Source organism: Aeromonas sp. QDB17, assembly GCF_027705305.1.
In the GTDB taxonomy this organism is placed as follows: domain Bacteria; phylum Pseudomonadota; class Gammaproteobacteria; order Enterobacterales; family Aeromonadaceae; genus Aeromonas; species Aeromonas caviae.
In genome coordinates this window covers 178,378-198,963 of record NZ_JAPDBP010000002.1, presented here as the reverse complement: position 1 = coordinate 198,963, position 20,586 = coordinate 178,378, and the positions used below count along the sequence as shown (strand labels likewise).

The following is a 20,586-nucleotide window of genomic DNA, read 5'->3' as shown; positions in this document are numbered from 1 at the left end:
GTCGCTCCTTAATAGACTGCAGGGGTATCGTCACCGCCGAGTGCGCCCGGGCGCTGGCCCGGCTTCTCGACGGAGAACTGGTCGATCTTGCCGTTCAGCTCGCCGAACTTGTCGGTCAGGCTGGCCAGGGTCTGCTCCAGCTTGCTGAACTGCTCGGCGCTGATACCGGGTTTCTCTTCCACCTTGTCGGGTTCGGTGGTTGTGGTGGCGGGTTGATCGGGCGCGGGGTTGGTGCCCAGCTTGGCGCTGAAGCCATCGATCTTGGTGCCAAGGCCATTGAGGGCCCCCAGCATCTGATCGAACTGTTCTTTGGTCATTTCCTCATCCTCGGGTTGGCTGGGGGGTGATTGGGGCGCTTGCTCGCCGTGGCTGGCCAGGAAGCTGAAAAACTTGGCGATCAGGCCATCGGCTTTTTCGTGCTTGGGCAGCTTGAACGTGGAGAGGTCCAGCGGCTCGCTGGTGCCAACGGCCTGCCCCTTGTTGCTCTTGCTGAACTTGAGATGGGTGGTCCCGATGCTGGCCGGTTCATCGGTGACGCCGAGGCCCAGCAGGTAGGTGCGGCCCAGATCGGCGAAGTTCTCGAAGGGCTCGATGGAGCAGAACTGATACTGGCCGCTCTGGTTGTAGTAGATGAGATCCCGATTCGGGCAGAGGATGGCGAACAGCTTGAGCTTGCCATCCACCTCTTCGGTCTTGAGGGCCTGCACGGTGCCGTAGCTGGACCAGCGATCGTGATCGGGCCAGATGACGGCGGTGTAATAGGTCGGGTCGTAGGTCTCGGCCATGTCGGTGAGCCAGTCGCGGGTAATGTCCCGCCCGTCCACCGCTTTGCCTTCGGTGGCGATACAGACCCAGCCAGTTCTCAAGGTTGATTCGTTCATGCCTGCTCCCAAGTGATGCGGGCTCAGGCTATCGGGTCGGCAAGGGGGTTTCACGCTAAGGTGTTCGGCGGGATTCGGATCCAGCAGGAAATCCGAATTGCTCAGAACATCAGAGGGATAAGTGGGGGGAGGGGGCTGGCTATGATGGCGCCATCATTCACCGGATGGAGGCGCCGTGGCGTACCCCGAAGAGATCCGCAATGCGGCGAAGGGACTCTACCTTAAACGATGGACACCCCAGGAGATCAAGGACGAACTGGGGCTCAACTCCTGTCGCATCATCTACTACTGGGCCGAAAAGCTCGGCTGGCGTGACCTGCTAACCGAGGAAGCGGTCGAGGATGCCATCGCTCGCCGGGTGCAGGTGTTGCTGCACCGGGAGAAGAAAACATCGGGCGAGCAGGAGGAGCTGGACCGACTTATCGGCCACCATGTCAGCCTCAAAGAGAAGGCGCTCAAGTGGGCCGAGCGCGAGCAGGCCCTCAAGGTCCAGCGTGAGCAAGGGCATGAGCCCGGGCCCAGCCGTGGCAAGCGTGAGCGCAGTAGCCAGGCAGGTGGCAGTCGCAAGGGAGGCAAGAAGGCCAAGAACGAGATCGGCCACCTGACGGCCGATGACTTTGCCGAGTGGATGGGCACCCTGTTTGGCTATCAGTTGCGGGTGCGGGATGCCAAAAACGACCCGGCACTGCCGCGAACCCGCAACATCTTGAAGTCTCGCCAGATCGGCATGACCTACTACTTCGCCGGCGAAGCGCTGGAAGATGCGGTGCTTACAGGCGGCAACCAGATCTTCCTGTCAGCTACCCGCGCCCAGGCTGAGGTGTTTCGCTCTTACATCTGCAAGATTGCCCAGACTTTCCTCGGCGTCCCCCTGACCGGTAACCCCATCGTCCTGTCGAACGGGGCGGAGCTGCATTTTTGCTCCACCAACTCCAACAGCGCCCAATCTCGCTCCGGCAACGTCTACATCGACGAATACTTCTGGATCCCCAACTTCGAGAAGCTCTCGGACGTGGCCAGTGCCATGGCCCCCCAGAGCCACTGGCGCAAGACCTACTTCTCGACCCCGTCGAGCAAGGTGCATGAAGCGTATAGGTTCTGGACCGGAGATCGCTGGAAGGGGCAGCGCCCGAGCCGGGTGGCCATCGACTTCCCGGGTGAGGATGACCTGCGCGACGGTGGCCGCGTCTGCCCGGACAGGCAGTGGCGCTACGTCATCACCATCGAGGATGCCATTCGCCTTGGCTGCCACCTCATCGACATCGAGGAACTCAAAGACGAGTACCCGGAGGAGGTGTTCAACAGGCTCTACATGTGCCGCTTTATCGACGATGCCCTGTCGGTGTTCAAGTTCCAGGACATGGAGCGGGCAGGGGTGGACCCGACCCGGTGGGAGGACTACAAGCCCGGTCGCCCCGATCCGTTTGGCCGGCGCGAGGTGTGGCTGGGCTATGACCCGAGCCGCACCCGCGACAACGCCACCCTGGTGGTGATCGCCCCGCCCTCCGTCGCCGGCGAGCGTTTCCGGGTGCTGGAAAAGCACTACTGGCGCGGGCTCAACTTCCAGTTCCAGGCCCAGGAGATAGAGCGCATCGCCAAGAAGTTCCGGGTCACGTACCTCGGGGTCGATGTCTCCGGCATCGGCGCCGGGGTGTTTGACCTCTTGAAGCCTGTCTTCAAAGGGGTGTGCCACCCCATCAACTACAGCATCGAGAGCAAATCGCGGCTGGTGCTCAAGATGATCGACGTGGTGGAGGCGAACCGCATCGAGTGGGACAGCTCGGATCGGGACATTCCGCTCGCCTTCCTCGCCATCAAGCGCAGCACCACCGGCGGTGGCCAGATGACGTTCAGGGCGGCGCGCGACAACGTGACCGGACACGCCGACGTGTTTTTTGCCATCGCCCACGCCGTGGCCAATGAGCCCCTCGATACCCACCGCAAACGCAAATCCACCTGGGCAACTAGCCAGGAGAAGAAGGCAGCATGACCAAGCGACAGAAACAACAACCGGCCCACGCGGTCGCCTCACCCAACCGCAGCGCCGTGGCCTTCAGCATGCCAGAGGCCATCGACCCCACGGCCTGGATGACCGATTACACCGGGGTGTTCTACAACCCCTATGGGGAATATTACCAGCCGCCTATCGAGCGCAAGGGGCTGGCCAAGGTGGCTCGGGCCAACGCCCACCATGGGGCCATCCTGATGGCAAGGCGCAACATGGTGGCGGGGCGCTTCACCAACCAGCGCGCGACCATCACGGCGTTCGTGCACAACTACCTGCAGTTTGGGGATGCGGGACTACTCAAACTGCGCAACGGCTTTGGCCAGGTGGTGGGGCTGCACCCGCTCTCGAGCGTCTATCTGCGCCGGCGCGAGGATGGGTGTTTTGTCTACCTGCAGCAGGGCAAGCCTAACCTGATTTACCGCCCTGAAGATGTGATTTGGCTGGCCCAGTACGATCCCGAGCAGCAGGTCTATGGCATGCCCGATTACCTGGGCGGCCTGCAGTCGGCACTGCTCAACCAGGACGCCACCCTGTTTCGGCGCAAATACTTCCTCAACGGTGCCCACATGGGGTTCATCTTCTACGCCACCGATCCCAACATGGACGACGACACCGAGGAGGAGATGAAGGAGATGATCGCGAGCAGCAAGGGGGTGGGGAACTTCCGATCCATGTTCGTCAACATCCCGGACGGCAAGCCCGATGGCATCAAGCTGATCCCGGTGGGGGACATCGCGACCAAGGATGAGTTCGCGGCCATCAAGGGGATCACCGCCCAGGATGTGCTGACATCCCATCGCTTCCCGGCGGCGCTGGCTGGCATCATCCCGACCAATGGCGGGGGAGGGCTCGGGGATCCCGAGAAGTACGACGCCACCTATGCCAGGAACGAGGTGCTGCCGCTGTGCGAGCTTATCCAGGATGCCATCAACAGCGCTGGACTCCCTCGATCCCTCTTGGTCGATTTTCGGGAGAATGTAGGCTCCACTGTATAAACAAACAGTGATTGCTGTGGCAAAATAGATCGTTGATTTTTATGGGGAAGGGGAGATCTGATGCGGGTTTATTGCAAAGAGTGTGGTCAGCGGGGCCGCATTACCAAGACCAACCGACTGAGCGATGATGTCTCGGATCTCTACTGCCAGTGCACCGATGCCGAGTGTGGCCATAGCTGGGTGGCCACCTTGTCTTTCGCCCACACCCTAAGCCCCTCGGCCAAGACCACGAATCAGTTGGTACTCAGCTTGATGGGGTCGCTGACTCCAGAGGGGCGGCAGTTGGTACTCAAGGGACTGGGGGCGCAATAGCGCCCCTTATATTTACTCACTCGGCAAATTTTCAGTTAAAGAAGCAATTAGTAGAGGGGTTGATACACCAATATGAACTGCCAAAAGTAAACTCGCTGGATTATATAAAAAGGCAAAAAAACCACCCCCTAAAGCTAACACTATACGAGTACACCAGAATCCCTTTTTCTGATAGCGCATAGGGAATTTACCTGGGCTTTGGTAATATTTAAGAATCGTTAAAACTTCAACTAAAATGCTTCCTGTAAGTCCACACAAAAAGACTTGTATAGTTGCTGGGATATCAATCATTTATTAGATACCCCTTAAGTTTATTCCAGACGCTCTTATCGGATTCAATTGAATTGTAAACAATCTTTAAATTATTTATATTTTTAGATATATCTACAGCTAACTTGTCAGAAATTATATCTGGTAAGTCAGAAGGTGTTGCGTTGTTAACCATTATAGGAATTATCCGCTTTCCTTTATTAACAGCTAGGTTAAGCTCATGTGTTGCCCAATAACTTTTTTTATCATTGGGCGAAACAACAACAATAACGTATGAAGAGTTATCTATAGCGTTATTTATATTTTTAAGAATACTATCCCCCGGTTTTAATTCATATTGGTCAAGCCAAACTTTAAGTCCCATCTCACTAAGTTTAGTGGCAATGTTACGAATAGCTTCAGTGTTTTCATTGGAATGATTGTAGGAAATGAAAACATTTTTTTTCAAGATTATTACTCCTTGTTTTATTAATGCCTGACGCCGAGGATAACGGTGGTTTTTAAGTCGCACTTTTGCCATGAAGTGGAGCGAGGCAGAATGAAAAAATGCAACTTGAAAACCATCCGCCAGATTGACTTGTTAAACCTGCTCTTCCATTTCTGATATAAATCCATCAAGTTGCTTGCTAACTTTTTCAGCACTAATTAGTGCTTGTTGTTTATAAGTTTCGATATCGGTTTCTATATCTAATTCTTTGCGTATCCCTACCATAACTGGAAGTTGAAGTAGTGCAATGGTTTTCATTTCTTGGGCCACTTCTATTGCAAACTTGATTGTGAGTTCATTTAATTTGTCCCAGTGTTGCTCTCTTTCGGTTGATAGCTCATTTGACCTGTTACTATGAAACTCAAATGACTCGCTTAAGGCTTTAAATATAGCTTCATCTGGCCTTCCAGACTCATGTTGACTGGTCATTGCAGCTAAAAGTCTTTTGATTTGTGTTTGAGACTCTTCATAGTGAAGATCTATTATATTTATTCTGATTTTCAAATCACTAATAGGGGTGGTTTTCGCTAGTAATTTAAAGAATAGATCGCTATAAGACAACATCAAGTCATTTAATGCTTTTCCCGTCTCCTGTTCGGCAACCAATCCTAATTTGGCTGCTGAAATAAAAAAGCCTTGAAGGCCGTCAGCAATATTGGTTTTGGTAGGGTCTATTTGTGCAAGAGACCCAAGGTAATTGCTTGCCTTGACCAGTTCTTCAGTGGCGCTCAAATAAACCTCGCGTCTAATTGATGCCTTTCTTTCAATTTTTTTAAGCTCTTCATCATGGGTTAGTTGAATTTCCAATCTCTTTCTGTTGTGTCTATTGGAAATTAATACGCCGAGAAATGTAATAAAAGAGCCCAATGTTACTGACCAAATGGAAGTTGGAATATCCCTTAAAAACTCTATCAATTGATCCTCCTAGTTCAAATAGATTAAAAGTGATTAGATGGAAAATTGTATTAAGCCACTAATATAGCCTTTCATATAACTCCACCCTACTCTCATGGCACTGAAAAAATCATTTCATATCATGATATTACCTGTATATGTTCGCTGTCTAGACGTATTCGCTGGACCTCATCTTTCTCGCGCCACCACTACGGTTGCACAAAAAAAAAGCCAAGGAGTTGCAATGGAAAGCATCACCAAACCTCGTCTTCGTGAATCAGTAATGACTGTGATCGAGGCGACCCGTAACACATGATGCAGTTGGCCAAGATGCAGGATGGCGAAACGAGAGAGAAGTGAAAGGATAGGGCCTTCTGGTGAGCATACCAGCAGGCCCTGATCTGTGTTCACTGAAACTCATCTGGTGGCAGCTTTTACATGTTGACGGTGGTCAGCTATTACCTGATGCAGTGCCGGCCGATATGTTGGGTTGAGCTGTTCGGCTGCGCCAGGGTTGGCGCGATCGATCGGGCTACCCGGTGCTATCCAGAGGGTACGGCCTGTGCTGGCGCAACGGATGGTGCCGCTTTGGTCGATGACCACGGGGGGGAGGTTGCCCACAAGGTGGCGCTTACCCAACGTGCGTCCATCTTCAGAGAGCAGCGTTGTCATTGGCGGGGAGGTGGTGGGTTTTGCTTTCTGCTTAATAGCCGTTCTCCGGCCTGCAATAGGGTGGGGCAAGGGAGGGAGCCCCACCCGCTGCGGCTTGTAGGCCCGACGCATCATGGTAATAGCTATGCCTCTGCTCTGCGGCGTTTGTTGCTGCAGCCACTCAAGCATCAATTCAGGTTCCCAAGCCGGAGTGCCGTCAATCTGCGGTCCCATTCGGTAGATTTGGCACTCCAGCTCTTCGTATTGTGCTGCGCTCAACGGTTTATAGGTATGGGATGTCGTAGGCAGCTCGCCTTGCAGGGCCGCCAGCTTGGCAAATAGGTCAGTCACACTCTACCTCGTTCATCAGTTCGTCAAAAAGATGGCCTTCTACTTCGAGCCGATCGGCACGGTCTATTTTATCCAGCACGCGCCAGAGTTCACACCGATATGGATTGGGCTGCGCTTCGATCCACTGCTGGCATGCCGCGAATCCGTAGGCGTTGAACAACTCGTAACAATCCATCACCAGTGCTGGCCAACGTTCATCATCTGGATCAATGGTATCTGGTTCTGCCTGCGGATCCGATTCTGCTGCCGGCAACCAATCCGGTAACCAATCTGGTTCACTCGGTATCGTTCGGTGGCTCTGCAACTGCCCGTTTTCAAGCCAATGGGTATAACCGTTCGCGCTGACGCTGGCGCCTGCCCATAAACGGCCGATAGAGAAGGGTGATAAACCCCATTGCTCCCTCATGATCTGGTCTGCGAAGGCATCAGGATCCGGCCGCGTACAGTTATTGTCAGAGCTCCAAGGAGCCGGGCTGTCGCCCGTCTTAACCCCAACCCCCCAAGCCGAACCCACGGCGGCCTTGGTGGCCTCAAAGGTACCGGCAGGCACCACTTCCCACCCGGTCAAACGAGTGCGCACACCCAGGCGGGCAGTGTGCAGGCCCATCAGGCGTTTGATGTCTTCGCCGTAAGTGTTGGCCTGCTCCTCAATGAGGTGGGCCAGCTTGATGGGGTGTTCGGCCCGGGTCGCCAGGGCGCCGCCCATGGCCTGCAGGTAGCAGCGGAAGATGCCGTTATCCGCGGCAAAGCGGGCGGCCTCAAAGCGTGGGTCTTGCAACACCGGTTTAGGTGGGCCCACCAGATCGCCATGCTTCTTGGCGTTGCTGATGCGACGCAGCTCGCGCCACACCCCAACAGGGGCGCCGCCAATTTGCTGGAAGGTGCGGATCCCCCACCAACTGGCCCAGGCGCATGCATGCTGGGCCCCTTGATCAGCAGGAGTGTCAGACTCCTGATCACCATTCACATGCTCACCGTCGATGTTCTTGGCGATATAGGCGGCGATGTAGCCGGTGGCGTCGCCCTTGGCCGGGTCTATCTCTTTCCAGTCAAAGCGGGGTTTGATGTCAGTGAAGGGCGGGCGCCCCTGGATCTCGCGCACCAGCTCCTGATGATCATCGGTGAGGGCATAGCGTTGCAGGGTGCTGATCACCCGCCATTTATTGGCAGGGCGCATAAAGAGCAGCATGTGCCAGTGCGGGGTACCGTCGTGATGCGGTTCGCACACCCGAAAGCCGTAGACAGGTAAATCATTGCGTTTGAGGGCGGCCCGAGTCAGGCTCCATAGCTTGGCCAGATAAGCGCAGGTTTCCCGCGGCGTTGCCCCTTCATAGTGTTTGTTCTCTACGGTCTTGCCGTCGTGTTTCTGTGTCCAGGCATGAAAGCGGGAAGGTGCCGTCCAGGTGAAGAAGACCCCCACATGCCCTTGCTCTTCGGCGTAATCTTCAAAGCCGCGCATCCGCACCATCATCTCGTTGCGGCGGTTGACCGGGTTGGCGTTGCTGGCCTCCCAGCAATCCTTCATCGAGATCACCAGGTCATGCTGTGTGTTCATTACCTCCGACTCAGCCAACCAGCGCATCATGGCCCGCTTGCGCTCACGCACTACCTTCATGGTGGCGTTCGACACATACGCCGACACCCCCTTGCGCACCTTGCCGAGCACGATGTTGATGTGCTCCTGCAGTCTGTCCCAGGTGCGGTTGATCCGCTTTTCCCACCACTTGGCAGAGAGCAGGCGCACCATCACGCTCAGGATCCAGTTATCACGCACCTCCTCGGTTTTGAATTCGGGCAACTCCCCTATAAAGTCCCACTGGTCGGCAGGCTGGCGGATGGCTTCCCATGTCAGCAGCAGATCCGGCTCATCGCCGGCTTTGATGCCCTGCTCGATGTTGTGCCAGATGGCGGCCGTCTGGTTGGCGAACTGATGCGCCACCCGCTTGCGGCTCTCTTCATCGCGCAGGACCTGCGAGTCCACTGGCAAGGCCTGGATAAGGCCGCGCACCAGCTTGGTCCGCTCACGAAGCCAGATGTTGCCATTGCGGGCATGGCGGGTGCTGCCATCTTTACGGCGTCGCACGTATTGTTTGAACAGGGTCAGGCTGAGTTGGGGGGGGAGGCCATCGAGCAGTTGCACGGCCCACGCCAGATCAGATTGACCGGGTACGCCAATGAAAGCAGCGTCAAGATTGACGCCGGGTAGAGCATTGGAAAGGGTATCGATGCGCTGCCGCAGTGTCCTTTTCGACAGCGGCAGCCGGGTGGTTGTTCGACTCATTGGATGGCGGTACCAGATAACAAGCTGATGCGGGATTGGCAGCCTTGGATGCGCTGCTGCGCATGGGCTTTCATGCGGCGGGCTGCCGCACACTGGCGCAGTAACAGCGTAATGCTTGCCCGGGGTCGTGCAGGCAGCTGGCGCACCTTGGCCAGCTCCCGTTGATAAAGACGCAGCCGCGCTGCGTCTTCCCGATAGGTCTCTTGCCAGCGGTGCATCAGGCTGGCCAGCTCCTGCTGCAGGTGATGGGTCACTGGATCACCTCACCTTGTCCGTGCAGCGGGGCGCACTCGCGCCACCACTCGCCAATCTCCCGGGCCAGGGCGGTTTCACCCTGACCCAGCGCCAGCCAATAGACGGATCGCACGGCCCCGAGTGCCAGCAGCTCCCGGGCGATGTCTCTATCCCCCCGGGCTTCACCACCGGCGGCGATAAACTCGGCGCGGGCTGCCAGCCAGTGAGTGACCAGCGGGCCATGAGTCGGGGTCATGGCCGGCCCCTCTTCGTCATCGTCCTCACCGCTGTCGTCATCCAGCAGGGCGGCCGGATTGCAGGTGGCGACCAGTTGGAGCTGGATGTATTGCTGGCCGGAGTAAATCCCGCCCAGGGCGATGCGGTTATCTTCGGCATTGGCTGCGAACATGTCGGCCAGCAGCCCTTCGACGAGCTTGGGGGCCTGACGGGCAATCTTGATGGCGTCGCTCATGGGCAGGCCCTCCGGTTCAAGGTGACAAAGAGCTGGTGCCAGCCTTGGCTGGTTTTGCCCTGGGCACGCAGGTTGCGCCCTTCCGACCCGCGCAAACGCACACGGGTTAATCTGGCGAGGTTAAGGGGCAGCTCTGCCGCCCGGGCCAGTGCCTCCTGTTCCGATATGGGATGAAAAATCCGGCTCATGCCTGCACCTCCGGCGTGGCGATGCCAGTCAGCAACCAGTCGCAGTGGTGTTTCAGATCCGGGTGATTGGCGATCAGCAGGAACAGACCGCCGCCGATCTCGCGGTATCCCAGCTCATAGTTCTTGAGCGTGGTGGCTGGAATGCCGAGCTGATCGGCAAACTTGGGGCGGCTCAGTTTCAACTGCTCCCGCAACTGGCGCAGGCGCTTGGCCGCATGGTGGTTGAGCAGGTTGATCTGGGTTGGTTGGGTGTGCATGGTCAGGCTCCTTGTGAAAGAGTGCAGGGATTGATGCGGCTGAACAGAGAAGCCCAAGCCAGTGCGGTGGTGCGTTCCATAAGCGCAATCCCGTCAGGGTGTTGGCTAAGACGGGTGCCATAGCGGCCCGTCAGCTTGCGTTGCTGGATGCGAAGGTTGCGCAGGGCGCAGGGGATCGCTAAAGTTGCCATGTCGACTTCCTCATACGTTGTTGATAGAGGCCCGCTTGGAGTTGCAGCTCCGTTATGCGGGCTTTTTACTGCCCGATAGGGCGCGGCCCTTGCCCGGTCATCTGGCTTGCCGCCAGCACGGCGCGCTTCAAGCGAAGCTTTTCCGCTCTCTCTTTCTTCTCCCTCTCGATATCCCCGATGGATCTGGTGTTTAGTGCTGGATGCCAGACTTTGCTGTCACAACCGCCGTGAAAGGCTTTCTGATACTCCAGCGCGATCACCGCCAGCCTGATCGCCTCACGCTGTGCATGGGGCAGGGCTGACAGGGTGGCGGTCATCAGCTCGCCCCGCGGCTGGCGGGCAATGGCACAGATGGCTGCTTTCTTGGTCTGGCTCAGTGCCAGCCAGTCGGTATCCAGACTTGAGCGTGTCTTGCTGAACAGCTCGCGCAACAGCAGGCAGCCGGCGGTGTTCATGGCTATCTGTTCGGTGGGCGTCAGGCCTGCCAGATTGCGTTGTTCATGTTCGATGCGTTGCATGGTGGTTTCCCCTTCACATGGTCGCGGCCTGCATCAGGATGTCTGATGCGCAGGCCAGGGCGGGTACCGCCTGAAAGCGGGCCTCGATGTCGTGGATCAAGATGGCGAGCGATCCCATTGCCGAGGTGGCCACGCTCACCAGGGTGTTGCGCTCCGAGCGAGTGATCCGGCCGCGGTCGGTCAGCTCCAGCGCGCGCTGGCCTATGCTGGCGATCTTGGCGTTCAGATCGATGGCCTGATGGGGCAGGGAAGGGGCCCGTTCTGCCTGGGGGATGGCAACGGCCGTCAAGCCACAGCCAAACAGGGCGCCATCGAACAGGGTTTCATCGCCCTCACTCGCCTGAGTGATGGCAATCAGCTCGGCCACTGTCAGTTCGTGGGGCTGGTCGGGGTTTAACTTGTTGCGCAGGAGCTGCGGATTCATGCCAGCCCGCTGGGCTATCTCGGCCATGTTGTGACTGGCCGCAAAGCGTTGGCAGGCGCTGATCCAGTGCGGATGTTTGCTGGCGTATTCGGTAAACATGCGAGCGTCTCCTTGACTCGTTATGGTGTTGGCAGATTCACGCGAGCGTCATGGTGACGTAGCGCTCGGCCTGATAACGGGCCTGCAGGAACAGGGCGTAAAGGTTGACCTCGCGAGGTGCGCCCGGGCCGTCTTGCAAGATGGGCAACTGGCCGCGGTCGGCGCGCTTTTTAACTGCCCCAATCGTTAAGCCCTGACGCTTGGCGTACTCCTCCAGGCTTTCGCTGACGCGATTGCCAAAGGGGTAATCAAGCGGCAACTGGCTCACATCGCTGGGGATACGGATGGGTTTGGTTCGAGTAACCATGATGAATCCTACTCAGGGGGTTCAAACACAGGGGTGGGTTGTTGCGGGTTGCTGTGCGCGCCGGCCTTCAATTTGCCGCCGGTCAGCACCTCGATCTGGTAGGCGCGGCCTTGGGGGATGGTTTCGTCCCACTTGCTGACAGCGGCGTGAGAGATCCCAATAGCCCTGGCAATGGCAGTGATACTGCCGAAGTGTTCTAAGACGTCATGTTTCTGCATTCTCGACCTCACAAAATATAACTTAAGGATCATCAATGGCCGAAGCGTAACTTATGTAATAAACGGGAGTCAAGAGAGTTTGATACTTAAGTGCGATTTTGGAGTGGTAACTTAGGTTTCATGGAAACGATCAATGACCGCATAACTGCCAGCCGGCAGGCACAGAAAATGAGTAAGGCTGAGCTTGCCCGACGTGTTGGTATTTCCCATGCGTCTGTTAGCAAGTGGGAGTCGGGACTTAACCAGCCAAAAGGCCGCTATCTCAATGATCTAGCGGCAGCGCTGGGGGTCACTGTTGACTGGCTTTTGACTGGAGACGGGGAGGCGAGGGGACAACCTGCACCAGAGGCGATGCCCGGATATCACAACGTCGAACCGGCCGTGATCCCGCAAGGAACGCGCGTGCCAGTGTTGAGCTATGTTCAGGCCGGCCACTGGCACGAGATGTGTGAACAGGCCACCGCTTTTGATGGCAACGTCGAGTATGTGACGGCGGGGGTGGATGTCGGCCCTTGTGGTTTCGGTCTCTGGTTGCGTGGCCAGTCGATGGAACCCTTCTTTAAAGAAGGCGACCTCATCATCGTCGATCCCGACGAAGCGCCCCAACCAGGGGATTTCGTCGTAGCCAGGAACGGCAGCGAAGAAGCTACCTTCAAGAAGTACCGGCCCCGTGGCATCGACGAGAGTGGACAAGAGGTGTTTGAACTGGTCCCCCTCAATGACGATTTCCCCACCATGCATTCCGACCGGCAGCACATCCAGATCATCGGCGTGATGGTAGAACACAGGTCATACAGAAAAAGACAAACAGGGCGCTAAATTGCCCTGTTTTTTTGTTTTTGGGAGCTAGCTGTTTGTTAGCTATGAGAATGTAAATAAAAGAGTGCCACGTTATGACACAACAAATAGAATCAAGCATTTCTGATGGACAGAAGAATAGCTTTCGAATTACAGATTTTATTTTTCATATAATTGATGTTGAACACCAAGAAGAAAATGAAGGTGTTGTTTACCTTGATGAAATTGTTTTGAATGAACGGCAAAAAGAATTTTTCCTTGAAAGAATAAAAGATGCTACCTCTGGCACTCAATATTTGTTCTCTACCCCCCAAGTTTCACTTAAAAGAATAATAGCTGATTTAGAAGACCCAGAGCATGAACTGACTTTCGATCAGTTTTCTCAAAATGTGACGGCGGATTTCGCTAAACATCATAGTGGGAACATGTCATCTGGCATATTTGTTGTGTGTAAGATTGACTATAACATTTCCAATGGAAAAATAGGGAAGTTTGTTTTCCTAGTTAAAATGGATAAGCAATCATCATTCAAATATAGCTTTATTGAGCGTGACGGGCGACGAATAGCTGTAATAGAAGAAAATGAAAATAGTCTTGGTGAGAAGAAAGATACAATCCAAAAAAGTGCGCTAATTGATGTCTCGAGCCAATATGCTTGGCATGTATTAGCTTATGATAGAACGAAGAAACCAGACTTGAGTGACTATTTCAGAGAATTTTTAAATGTTGAGCCTCGGTTAACTAATACTACTTTAACTCAGAAAACACATCGAGCAGTTAGGCGATGGGCAAAAACATTGCCGTTAGAGTTTTTAGCGGATGGTGAAGATGCAAATACCTTATCTGGTCGGTCATTAAATTATTTGCTAGATCATATTACCTTTGATACAGATAGATTTATTGAAACTGTAATCCGAGACTCTGATCCAGAAAGAAGGCAGCGTGCAACGGCATCATTAAGAAATACTTTAATTGAAGAAGGTATTGCTGGCCAAAGCTTCACAATTATGCCTAAAGCCATAACTCTGAAAGACAGAAAACAGGTTTATCTGACAGAGGAAGGTGTTACCATATATTATGAAGGTCCAGCAGATGCTGCAAATATAGAGGTAAAATCATTAGAAGATGGTTCATCAACAATAACAATAAAAACAAGTAAATTAACAATTAGGTAATGGTGAATTGGCGTGAGAGACTTAACTAAATTACTGGAAATTTTACAGAGGTTGAAATCATTATCACAGGTCTATTGTGAGGAATCAGCACGAGTACGGATAACTGGTGATAATCTTAATAAGTCTATCCGTCATTGCTTCTCTGCATTTTATGAGCTTTGCAGAGAATTGCAAATTCCTGAGCCAAACATAAGATGTGCAGAAGATTATTTCCATGAAGAAGATTTTGATGATGATCACTTAGATGGAGAAAAGTGGGTTCTGTTCTTCAGTAAAGCAGCCCTTGTTTCTGATGTAAGTTACCGAGAAAATGAGAGTAAATATATTTTCTTATCTCTTGGCTCATTTAATGAGTTAATGTCTGATTATGACCCCTTCAGATTCGATACGCCATCTTCTTTAAGGTTAGGTAGGAAAACGACAATTATTATTGTTGGACTCACAACTGCATTCGGGAATAACGAAGTTTGGTATGTCCCATATGGTCAAGAAGAAATTTTAGATTTTTCTATCGCTGACTTTCCAAATAGTGGTGATATTAGTAGTCTGATTCGCACAAACAGCTCTGATGGCATCAGGGTGTCACCTGAGTTATTTTGCTTAACATGGGGTAATTATCAAAGCGATGATATTCTACCACTAATAAGAAAATTGTCTGAAGTTATGGTGGCATGTCTTGCTCAGGAAATAAAAAAAGAGAGCGGGCATTACTTTGTTACCATTCGTGGTGCCAAAAAAGTAACGTTAAAGTTATGTTCTCAGAATGCTTTAGTATCAACAAATTGCTTTGATAACATCATGAACACCATAAGGTGGATATACTCGGAACGAGCAGAAACGCGACTTCAGCTAATTACTGACCGTTTGTCGATTGATGCAAGCTTAGACAAATGTTTTTTGACAAATGTTTGTGAAAATATTGATTTTGCTCTGCAGCAGGCAAGGGATAGCTATGCCTTTGTAATATTAGATCGCAAGGACTCTTATTATAAAGAGCTGCGTGAGATAATGAAGGATATGAAATCTCAAGCAGATTTATATGCAGCTAAAGTGAGAGATCTTATTGGTTCTTTAGCTCGGGATGCGCTAGGTGTTTTACTATTCGTTTCTATGTCTTTTATTGGTAAGTTTGACCGAAAGCAAATACATGAATTGTTGTCAAGTAATGAAGCAGGTTTAATGCTGAAGTGTATCTCAATATATTTGGCAATAACGTGCTTTGTTACACTTTTTATTCATTGGCGTGATGCAACGCTGTCATATAAAGAAAGCCGAACATGGCTTACTGTATTACAGCAATATTCATCGAGTGAAGACAGGGTTCAGCGTTTTATAGAGCCTTTAACATCACGGCTGATCACATTGCTTATTGTCGGCGCATTCACTGCGATTGTGTATACTGTACTTTCTATAATTGTTTGGAATCTACAGTTCGTTGTTGAACTTCTATTGTCTCAATGAATGTAATGCTTTATGTTTTTACCAACAGTTATAAACTATGAAATAACTTAAGTATTGAATGGAAAGACTGGGTAATTAACTAAACAGTTGACTAAGTCATCCATCACATCGAGCTATTGAGTACGGTTTTTATAAGATTACCTTTTCCTCCCATATACGTTATGTCATCCCCATTTCCGCATGTTTGCTTTAACCTGAGTTAAACACTGCTAATCATCACCGAATGCTGTATAAAAGCACAGTGTTTTGATGGAGGGGGGTAACAGTGAGACTGCAGTGGTCGTGTTCGGTGTTGATGAGCTGGTCGCGGAGATGGGTAAGTGCCTTCCTTTATAAGGAGGGGCAATGAGCATCAAGTCCACGCCCGAGGGGTACCTGGTCGATATCCGTCCGCAGGGGAGGGAGGGCAAGCGGATCCGCAAGCGCTTCAAGACCAAGTCCGAGGCCCAGCAGTTCGAGCGTTGGGTGATCGCCACCGAGCACAACAAAGAGTGGGTGGATCGCCCGGCAGACAACCGGCCGCTCTCCGAGCTTATCGAGCTCTGGTGGCGCTACCATGGCCAGACCCTGAAAGCAGGGGAGGCGGTGCGCAAGAAACTCCACAATATCGATGCTGCGTTGCGCCACCCGTTGGCGAGACAGGTGACCCGGGCGCTGTTCTCCGAGTATCGGGCGCAGCGACTGCATGCCGGCCGACAACCCAAGACGGTGAACCGCGAGCAGGAGATGCTGGGCGGGGTGTTCTCGGTGCTCACCGATCTCGGTCACTACCACCACGAGCACCCGCTCAAAGAGATGAAGAAGGTCAAACTGGTTGAGCGGTCGATGGGCTACCTGACCCAGGATGAGATCAAGGACGTTCTGGCTGCGCTATCGGGGGATAACCTGAAAGTGGTCAAACTCTGCCTGGCCACGGGAGCGCGTTGGAGTGAAGCAGCCAATCTGCGCCGCGAGGATGTGCTGGCCAGCCGGGTGACCTACATCAACACCAAGAATGGCAAGAACCGCACCGTGCCGATCTCGGCCGAGCTGTGCCAGGAGATAACGAACGGGGTGAACCGGGGCCCGCTGTTCCGTGACCTCGACTATCTACTGGTGCGCGACGTGATAAAGTCAGTGGCGCCGGATCTGCCAGCAGGGCAGGCGGTGCATGTGTTCCGGCACACTTTTGCATCACATTTCATGATGTCCGGGGGCAACATCCTCGCGCTGCAAAAAATTTTGGGCCATCACAACATCCAGCAAACGATGACCTATGCCCACTTTGCACCGGACTATCTGAGCGATGCGGTGCGCTTCAACCCGCTGGAAAACCCGCTACCTGCCGCATGATGAAGTGTCCACAAATTGCCCCAAACAGGGTCATCCGGGGTGACTTAGCGTCACTCCCAGTAGCACCTAACTCATTGATACTTATCTAAGTAATTGTTTTGACTGGATATGTGAAGGCGGCTCAGGCCTCCTTTTTTGTTGCTCATTTTTGAGCGTGGGCAGGTAGCATGCCACGTTCATGAATGCTTTATCCTTCCATATGCCAACAAACTAGAACAAACGACGCTTGTCTCAATCCTGTTGCATCTGGCTTGTGGCTTTCTCCATATAACAAAATGATTTGCAGGGAGAAAAGCCCGTCATAACTATGGTCAGCCAAGGGGCTTTTTTTGTATTATTCCCCTCTTGACCTTATTTAGCCTAAAGGCTCCTGTTCCGGGAGTGGTGACGAGGAAGACATGCAACAGCTTGAAGAAGTAGTCGGCCAGGCCAAGGCCGAAATTGAGGGCGTAAGCGACATCGCCGCCCTCGACGAAATCCGGGTCAAATATCTGGGTAAAAAGGGCTTTTTTACCGAGCAGATGAAGGGCCTGGGCGCCCTGTCCGCTGAAGAGCGTCCCGCCGCGGGCGCCGTGATCAACCAGGCCAAACAGCAGGTTCAGGATGCCCTGAACGCGCGTCGTGAAGCCCTCGAAGTCGCCGTGCTGAACCAGAAGCTGGCCGCCGAGACCATCGACGTCAGCCTGCCGGGCCGCCGCATCGAGAATGGAGGTCTGCACCCGGTGACCCGTACCATCGAGCGCATCGAGCGCCTGTTTGGCGAGATGGGCTTCAAGGTTGCCCGTGGTCCCGAGATTGAAGATGGCTTCCACAACTTCGATGCGCTGAATATCCCGGCTCACCACCCGGCGCGTACCGATCACGACACCTTCTACTTCAATCCTGATCTGATGCTGCGTACCCACACCTCCGGTGTGCAGATCCGCACCATGGAACATCAGCAGCCGCCGATCCGCATCATCGCGCCGGGCCGCGTCTATCGTAACGACTACGACATGACCCACACCCCGATGTTCCACCAGGTCGAAGGCCTGCTGGTCGACGAGCATGCCAGCTTCACCGAGCTGAAAGGCATCCTGCACGACTTCCTGCGCAACTACTTCGAGGAAGACTTGACCATTCGCTTCCGTCCTTCCTATTTCCCGTTCACCGAGCCGAGCGCCGAAGTGGACGTGATGGGCAAGAACGGCAAGTGGCTGGAAGTGCTGGGCTGCGGCATGGTGCACCCGAACGTGCTGCGTTCGGTCGGCATCGATCCGGAAAAATACTCCGGCTTTGCCTTCGGCATGGGCGTTGAGCGCCTGACCATGCTGCGTTACGGGGTCAACGACCTGCGTGCCTTCTTCGAAAACGACCTGCGCTTCCTCAAGCAGTTCAAGTAAGGGCGAGAGAACATGAAATTCAGTAAATCCTGGGTGATGGAGTGGGTCCGCACCGAGTTGAGTGACAATGCACTGGCCGAGCAGATCACCATGGCCGGTCTGGAAGTGGACGCCGTGGAAGCGGTGGCCGGCCAGTTCAACAATGTGGTGGTGGGTGAAGTGGTCGAGTGCGCCCAGCACCCGGACGCCGACAAGCTGAGGGTGACCAAGGTCAACGTGGGCGAGGCCGAGCTGCTGGACATCGTCTGCGGTGCACCGAACTGCCGTGCCGGCCTCAAAGTGTGCGTGGCCAAGGTCGGGGCGACCCTGCCGGGTGATTTCACCATCAAGAAAGCCAAGCTGCGCGGCCAGCCGTCCCACGGCATGCTCTGCTCCTTCAGCGAGCTGGGCATCGACGTCGAGGCTGATGGCATCATCGAGCTGCCGCTGGATGCCCCCATCGGGACCGATATCCGTGAATACCTCGCGCTCAACGACGTCAGCATCGATGTGGATCTGACCCCAAACCGTGCCGACTGCCTAGGCATCGCGGGTCTGGCCCGTGAAATCGGCGTGCTCAACAGCGTGGACGTGGTCGAGCCGACCTGGGCGCCGGCTGTTGCCACTATCGATGCTACCTTCCCGATCCGGGTTGAAGCGCCGGCAGATTGCCCCCGTTATCTGGGCCGTGTCATCAAGGGGCTGAACCTGCACGCCCAGAGCCCGCTCTGGATGCAGGAGAAGCTGCGCCGTGGCGGTATTCGTTCCATCGACGCCATCGTTGACATCACCAACTACCTGCTGCTGGAATACGGTCAGCCGATGCACGCCTTCGACCTGGCGACGCTTGAAGGGGAACTGGTGGTGCGCCGCGCCAAGGCCGACGAGCCGATGACTCTGCTCGATGGCAACGAAGTGAAGCTCAAAGAGACCACGCTCGTGATTGCCGATGCCAAAGGCCCTGCCTGCATGGCCGGCATCTTCGGCGGCGATCGCACCGGTGTCTCCGAGACCACCACCGACATCCTGCTGGAGTGCGCCTTCTTCGCGCCGCTCTCCATCACCGGCCGTGCCCGTGCCTACGGTCTGCACACCGACTCCTCCCACCGCTTCGAGCGCGGGGTGGATCCCGAGCTGCAGGCCAAGGTGATGGATCGTGCCACCCGTCTGCTGCTGGATATCTGCGGCGGCGAAGCGGGCCCGGTTATCGAGGTCAAATCCGATGCCCATCTGCCCAAGGCTGCCCCCATCAAGCTGCGTCGCACCAAGCTCGACAAGGTGATCGGCATCAGCGTGGCGGATGCGCAGGTGGTCGAGATCCTGACTCGCCTTGGCATGCAGGTCACTGTGGACGCCGACGGCTGGACCGCGCTGGCACCCTCCTGGCGTTTCGACATCGCCATCGAGGAAGACCTCATTGAGGAAGTGGCCCGCATCTACGGCTACAACAACATCCCGAACCTCAAACCCGCCGCCTCTCTGGCGATGGTGGAGCAGGCAGAAGGGCAGGTGACCCTGAAGCGGGTGCGCGACCTGCTGGTTGATCGCGGCTTCCAGGAAGCGATCACCTACAGCTTCGTCGATCCCAAGGCTCAGCAGACCCTGTTCCCGCAGAGCGATGCCATCGTGCTGCCGAACCCGATCTCCGTCGAGATGTCCGCCATGCGCGTCTCTCTGTTCCCGGGTCTGGTGCAGGCGGTGGTCTACAACCAGAACCGTCAGCAGCCGCGCGTGCGCCTGTTCGAGCAGGGCCTGCGTTTCATCAAGGACGAGAATGCCGAGAACGGCATCCGTCAGGAGCCCATGCTGGCCGGCATCATCACCGGCAACCAGGGGGACGAGCACTGGGATGTCAAGGCCCGTCCCGTCGACTTCTTCGATTTGAAGGGTGACCTGGAAGCGGTGTTGGATCTGACTGCCGAAGGGGCTACCTTCACCTTCGAGCGCACCGAGCACAGTGCCCTGCATCCGGGCCAGAGCGCAGCCATTCTGCGCAATGGCGTCGTGATCGGCCACATCGGCGTGATCCATCCGAGCCTCGAGAAGAAGCTGGGGCTCAAGAGCCGCGCTGTCATGTTCGAGCTGGAGCTGGACAAACTGACGCCGGCCAAGGTGCCGGTTGCTGCCGAAGTATCCAAGTTCCCGGCCAACCGTCGCGATATCGCCGTGGTGGTTGACAGACAGATCCTGGCAGGCGACGTTCTGGCAGTAATTAAAAAAGTTGGCGGAAATCAGTTAGTTGGAATAAACTTGTTCGACGTATACCAGGGCGCTGGTATGGCAGAGGACAAGAAGAGCCTGGCCATCAGCCTGGTGTTGCAAGACACCCAGCGCACCCTGGAGGAGAAAGAGATCGCCGAGACCGTGGACAATGTCGTGCGGGCCCTCGGTGAAGAGTTGAATGCATCCTTGAGGGATTGA

Annotated in this window: 22 protein-coding genes; 9 read left to right on the top strand and 13 right to left on the bottom strand. The window is 54.6% G+C overall.

Annotation, left to right across the window (positions count from 1 at the left end; genetic code table 11):
- Positions 1-8 precede the first annotated feature (8 nt).
- Complete coding sequence (locus tag OKC41_RS02610; RefSeq protein WP_202014883.1) at positions 9-881, bottom strand: GPO family capsid scaffolding protein; 873 nt, start codon at positions 879-881, stop codon at positions 9-11.
- A 175-nt stretch (positions 882-1,056) separates the two neighbouring features.
- On the opposite strand from OKC41_RS02610, the gene OKC41_RS02605 reads away from it, so the two are divergent.
- The 3 genes from OKC41_RS02605 to OKC41_RS02595 are packed head-to-tail and all read left to right on the top strand — an operon-like array spanning position 1,057 to position 4,196.
- The gene (locus OKC41_RS02605; RefSeq protein WP_270671718.1) at positions 1,057-2,871 is read left to right on the top strand and encodes a terminase family protein; all 1,815 of its coding nucleotides are present in this window, start codon (positions 1,057-1,059) and stop codon (positions 2,869-2,871) included.
- Positions 2,868-3,884, top strand: a complete 1,017-nt coding sequence (locus OKC41_RS02600; protein WP_270671716.1) for a phage portal protein — start codon at positions 2,868-2,870, stop codon at positions 3,882-3,884. The genes OKC41_RS02605 and OKC41_RS02600 overlap by 4 nt, the downstream gene beginning before the upstream one ends.
- Positions 3,885-3,944: 60 nt before the next feature.
- The gene (locus OKC41_RS02595; protein WP_159167621.1) at positions 3,945-4,196 is read left to right on the top strand and encodes an ogr/Delta-like zinc finger family protein; all 252 of its coding nucleotides are present in this window, start codon (positions 3,945-3,947) and stop codon (positions 4,194-4,196) included.
- Positions 4,197-4,208: 12 nt separating this feature from the next.
- On the opposite strand, the gene OKC41_RS02590 is transcribed toward OKC41_RS02595, so the two are convergent.
- The 12 genes from OKC41_RS02590 to OKC41_RS02530 all read right to left on the bottom strand — a co-directional run bounded on the left by OKC41_RS02590 (position 4,209) and on the right by OKC41_RS02530 (position 12,038).
- A complete protein-coding gene (locus OKC41_RS02590; RefSeq protein WP_270671713.1) occupies positions 4,209-4,487 on the bottom strand; it encodes a hypothetical protein in 279 nt (92 codons plus the stop codon).
- A complete protein-coding gene (locus OKC41_RS02585; RefSeq protein ID WP_270671711.1) occupies positions 4,480-4,914 on the bottom strand; it encodes a toll/interleukin-1 receptor domain-containing protein in 435 nt (144 codons plus the stop codon). The genes OKC41_RS02590 and OKC41_RS02585 overlap by 8 nt, the downstream gene beginning before the upstream one ends.
- 132 nt (positions 4,915-5,046) lie before the next feature.
- Complete coding sequence (locus OKC41_RS02580) at positions 5,047-5,868, bottom strand: hypothetical protein (RefSeq protein ID WP_270671709.1); 822 nt, start codon at positions 5,866-5,868, stop codon at positions 5,047-5,049.
- Positions 5,869-6,841: 973 nt separating this feature from the next.
- Positions 6,842-9,130 carry a replication endonuclease gene (locus OKC41_RS02570; RefSeq protein WP_270671707.1) on the bottom strand — a complete coding sequence of 763 codons (2,289 nt, stop codon included), beginning with the start codon at positions 9,128-9,130 and terminating at the stop codon, positions 6,842-6,844.
- Positions 9,127-9,384 carry a hypothetical protein gene (locus tag OKC41_RS02565; RefSeq protein ID WP_270671706.1) on the bottom strand — a complete coding sequence of 86 codons (258 nt, stop codon included), beginning with the start codon at positions 9,382-9,384 and terminating at the stop codon, positions 9,127-9,129. Before OKC41_RS02565 ends, OKC41_RS02570 begins: the two co-directional genes overlap by 4 nt.
- Complete coding sequence (locus OKC41_RS02560; protein WP_270671751.1) at positions 9,381-9,620, bottom strand: hypothetical protein; 240 nt, start codon at positions 9,618-9,620, stop codon at positions 9,381-9,383. The genes OKC41_RS02565 and OKC41_RS02560 overlap by 4 nt, the downstream gene beginning before the upstream one ends.
- Before the next feature lie 400 nt (positions 9,621-10,020).
- Complete coding sequence (locus OKC41_RS02555; RefSeq protein ID WP_048207737.1) at positions 10,021-10,281, bottom strand: DNA-binding transcriptional regulator; 261 nt, start codon at positions 10,279-10,281, stop codon at positions 10,021-10,023.
- Positions 10,282-10,283: 2 nt separating this feature from the next.
- A complete protein-coding gene (locus tag OKC41_RS02550; RefSeq protein WP_048207736.1) occupies positions 10,284-10,472 on the bottom strand; it encodes a hypothetical protein in 189 nt (62 codons plus the stop codon).
- 65 nt (positions 10,473-10,537) lie between these two features.
- Positions 10,538-10,990, bottom strand: a complete 453-nt coding sequence (locus OKC41_RS02545; RefSeq protein WP_270671705.1) for a hypothetical protein — start codon at positions 10,988-10,990, stop codon at positions 10,538-10,540.
- Between the two features lie 13 nt (positions 10,991-11,003).
- A complete protein-coding gene (locus OKC41_RS02540; protein WP_060389451.1) occupies positions 11,004-11,513 on the bottom strand; it encodes a phage regulatory CII family protein in 510 nt (169 codons plus the stop codon).
- A 37-nt stretch (positions 11,514-11,550) separates the two neighbouring features.
- A complete protein-coding gene (locus tag OKC41_RS02535; RefSeq protein WP_017786933.1) occupies positions 11,551-11,820 on the bottom strand; it encodes a hypothetical protein in 270 nt (89 codons plus the stop codon).
- An 8-nt stretch (positions 11,821-11,828) separates the two neighbouring features.
- Positions 11,829-12,038: a Cro/CI family transcriptional regulator gene (locus tag OKC41_RS02530; RefSeq protein ID WP_270671702.1), complete on the bottom strand. Its 210-nt coding sequence runs from the start codon at positions 12,036-12,038 to the stop codon at positions 11,829-11,831.
- A 120-nt stretch (positions 12,039-12,158) separates the two neighbouring features.
- Between OKC41_RS02530 and OKC41_RS02525 the strand changes: the two genes are divergently transcribed.
- The 6 genes from OKC41_RS02525 (at position 12,159) to pheT (ending at position 20,586) form a co-directional block, all read left to right on the top strand.
- Positions 12,159-12,857 carry a LexA family transcriptional regulator gene (locus OKC41_RS02525; RefSeq protein ID WP_202014861.1) on the top strand — a complete coding sequence of 233 codons (699 nt, stop codon included), beginning with the start codon at positions 12,159-12,161 and terminating at the stop codon, positions 12,855-12,857.
- Positions 12,858-12,931: 74 nt separating this feature from the next.
- Positions 12,932-14,011 carry a nucleoid-associated protein gene (locus OKC41_RS02520; RefSeq protein WP_270671699.1) on the top strand — a complete coding sequence of 360 codons (1,080 nt, stop codon included), beginning with the start codon at positions 12,932-12,934 and terminating at the stop codon, positions 14,009-14,011.
- Between the two features lie 12 nt (positions 14,012-14,023).
- A complete protein-coding gene (locus tag OKC41_RS02515) occupies positions 14,024-15,472 on the top strand; it encodes a hypothetical protein (protein WP_270671697.1) in 1,449 nt (482 codons plus the stop codon).
- A gap of 345 nt (positions 15,473-15,817) precedes the next feature.
- Positions 15,818-16,804: a tyrosine-type recombinase/integrase gene (locus tag OKC41_RS02510; RefSeq protein ID WP_270671695.1), complete on the top strand. Its 987-nt coding sequence runs from the start codon at positions 15,818-15,820 to the stop codon at positions 16,802-16,804.
- A gap of 398 nt (positions 16,805-17,202) precedes the next feature.
- Complete coding sequence (gene pheS / locus OKC41_RS02505; RefSeq protein ID WP_041215128.1) at positions 17,203-18,186, top strand: phenylalanine--tRNA ligase subunit alpha; 984 nt, start codon at positions 17,203-17,205, stop codon at positions 18,184-18,186.
- A gap of 12 nt (positions 18,187-18,198) precedes the next feature.
- Positions 18,199-20,586 (top strand): phenylalanine--tRNA ligase subunit beta, encoded by a 2,388-nt coding sequence (gene pheT / locus OKC41_RS02500; RefSeq protein WP_113070236.1) that lies wholly within the window; start codon positions 18,199-18,201, stop codon positions 20,584-20,586.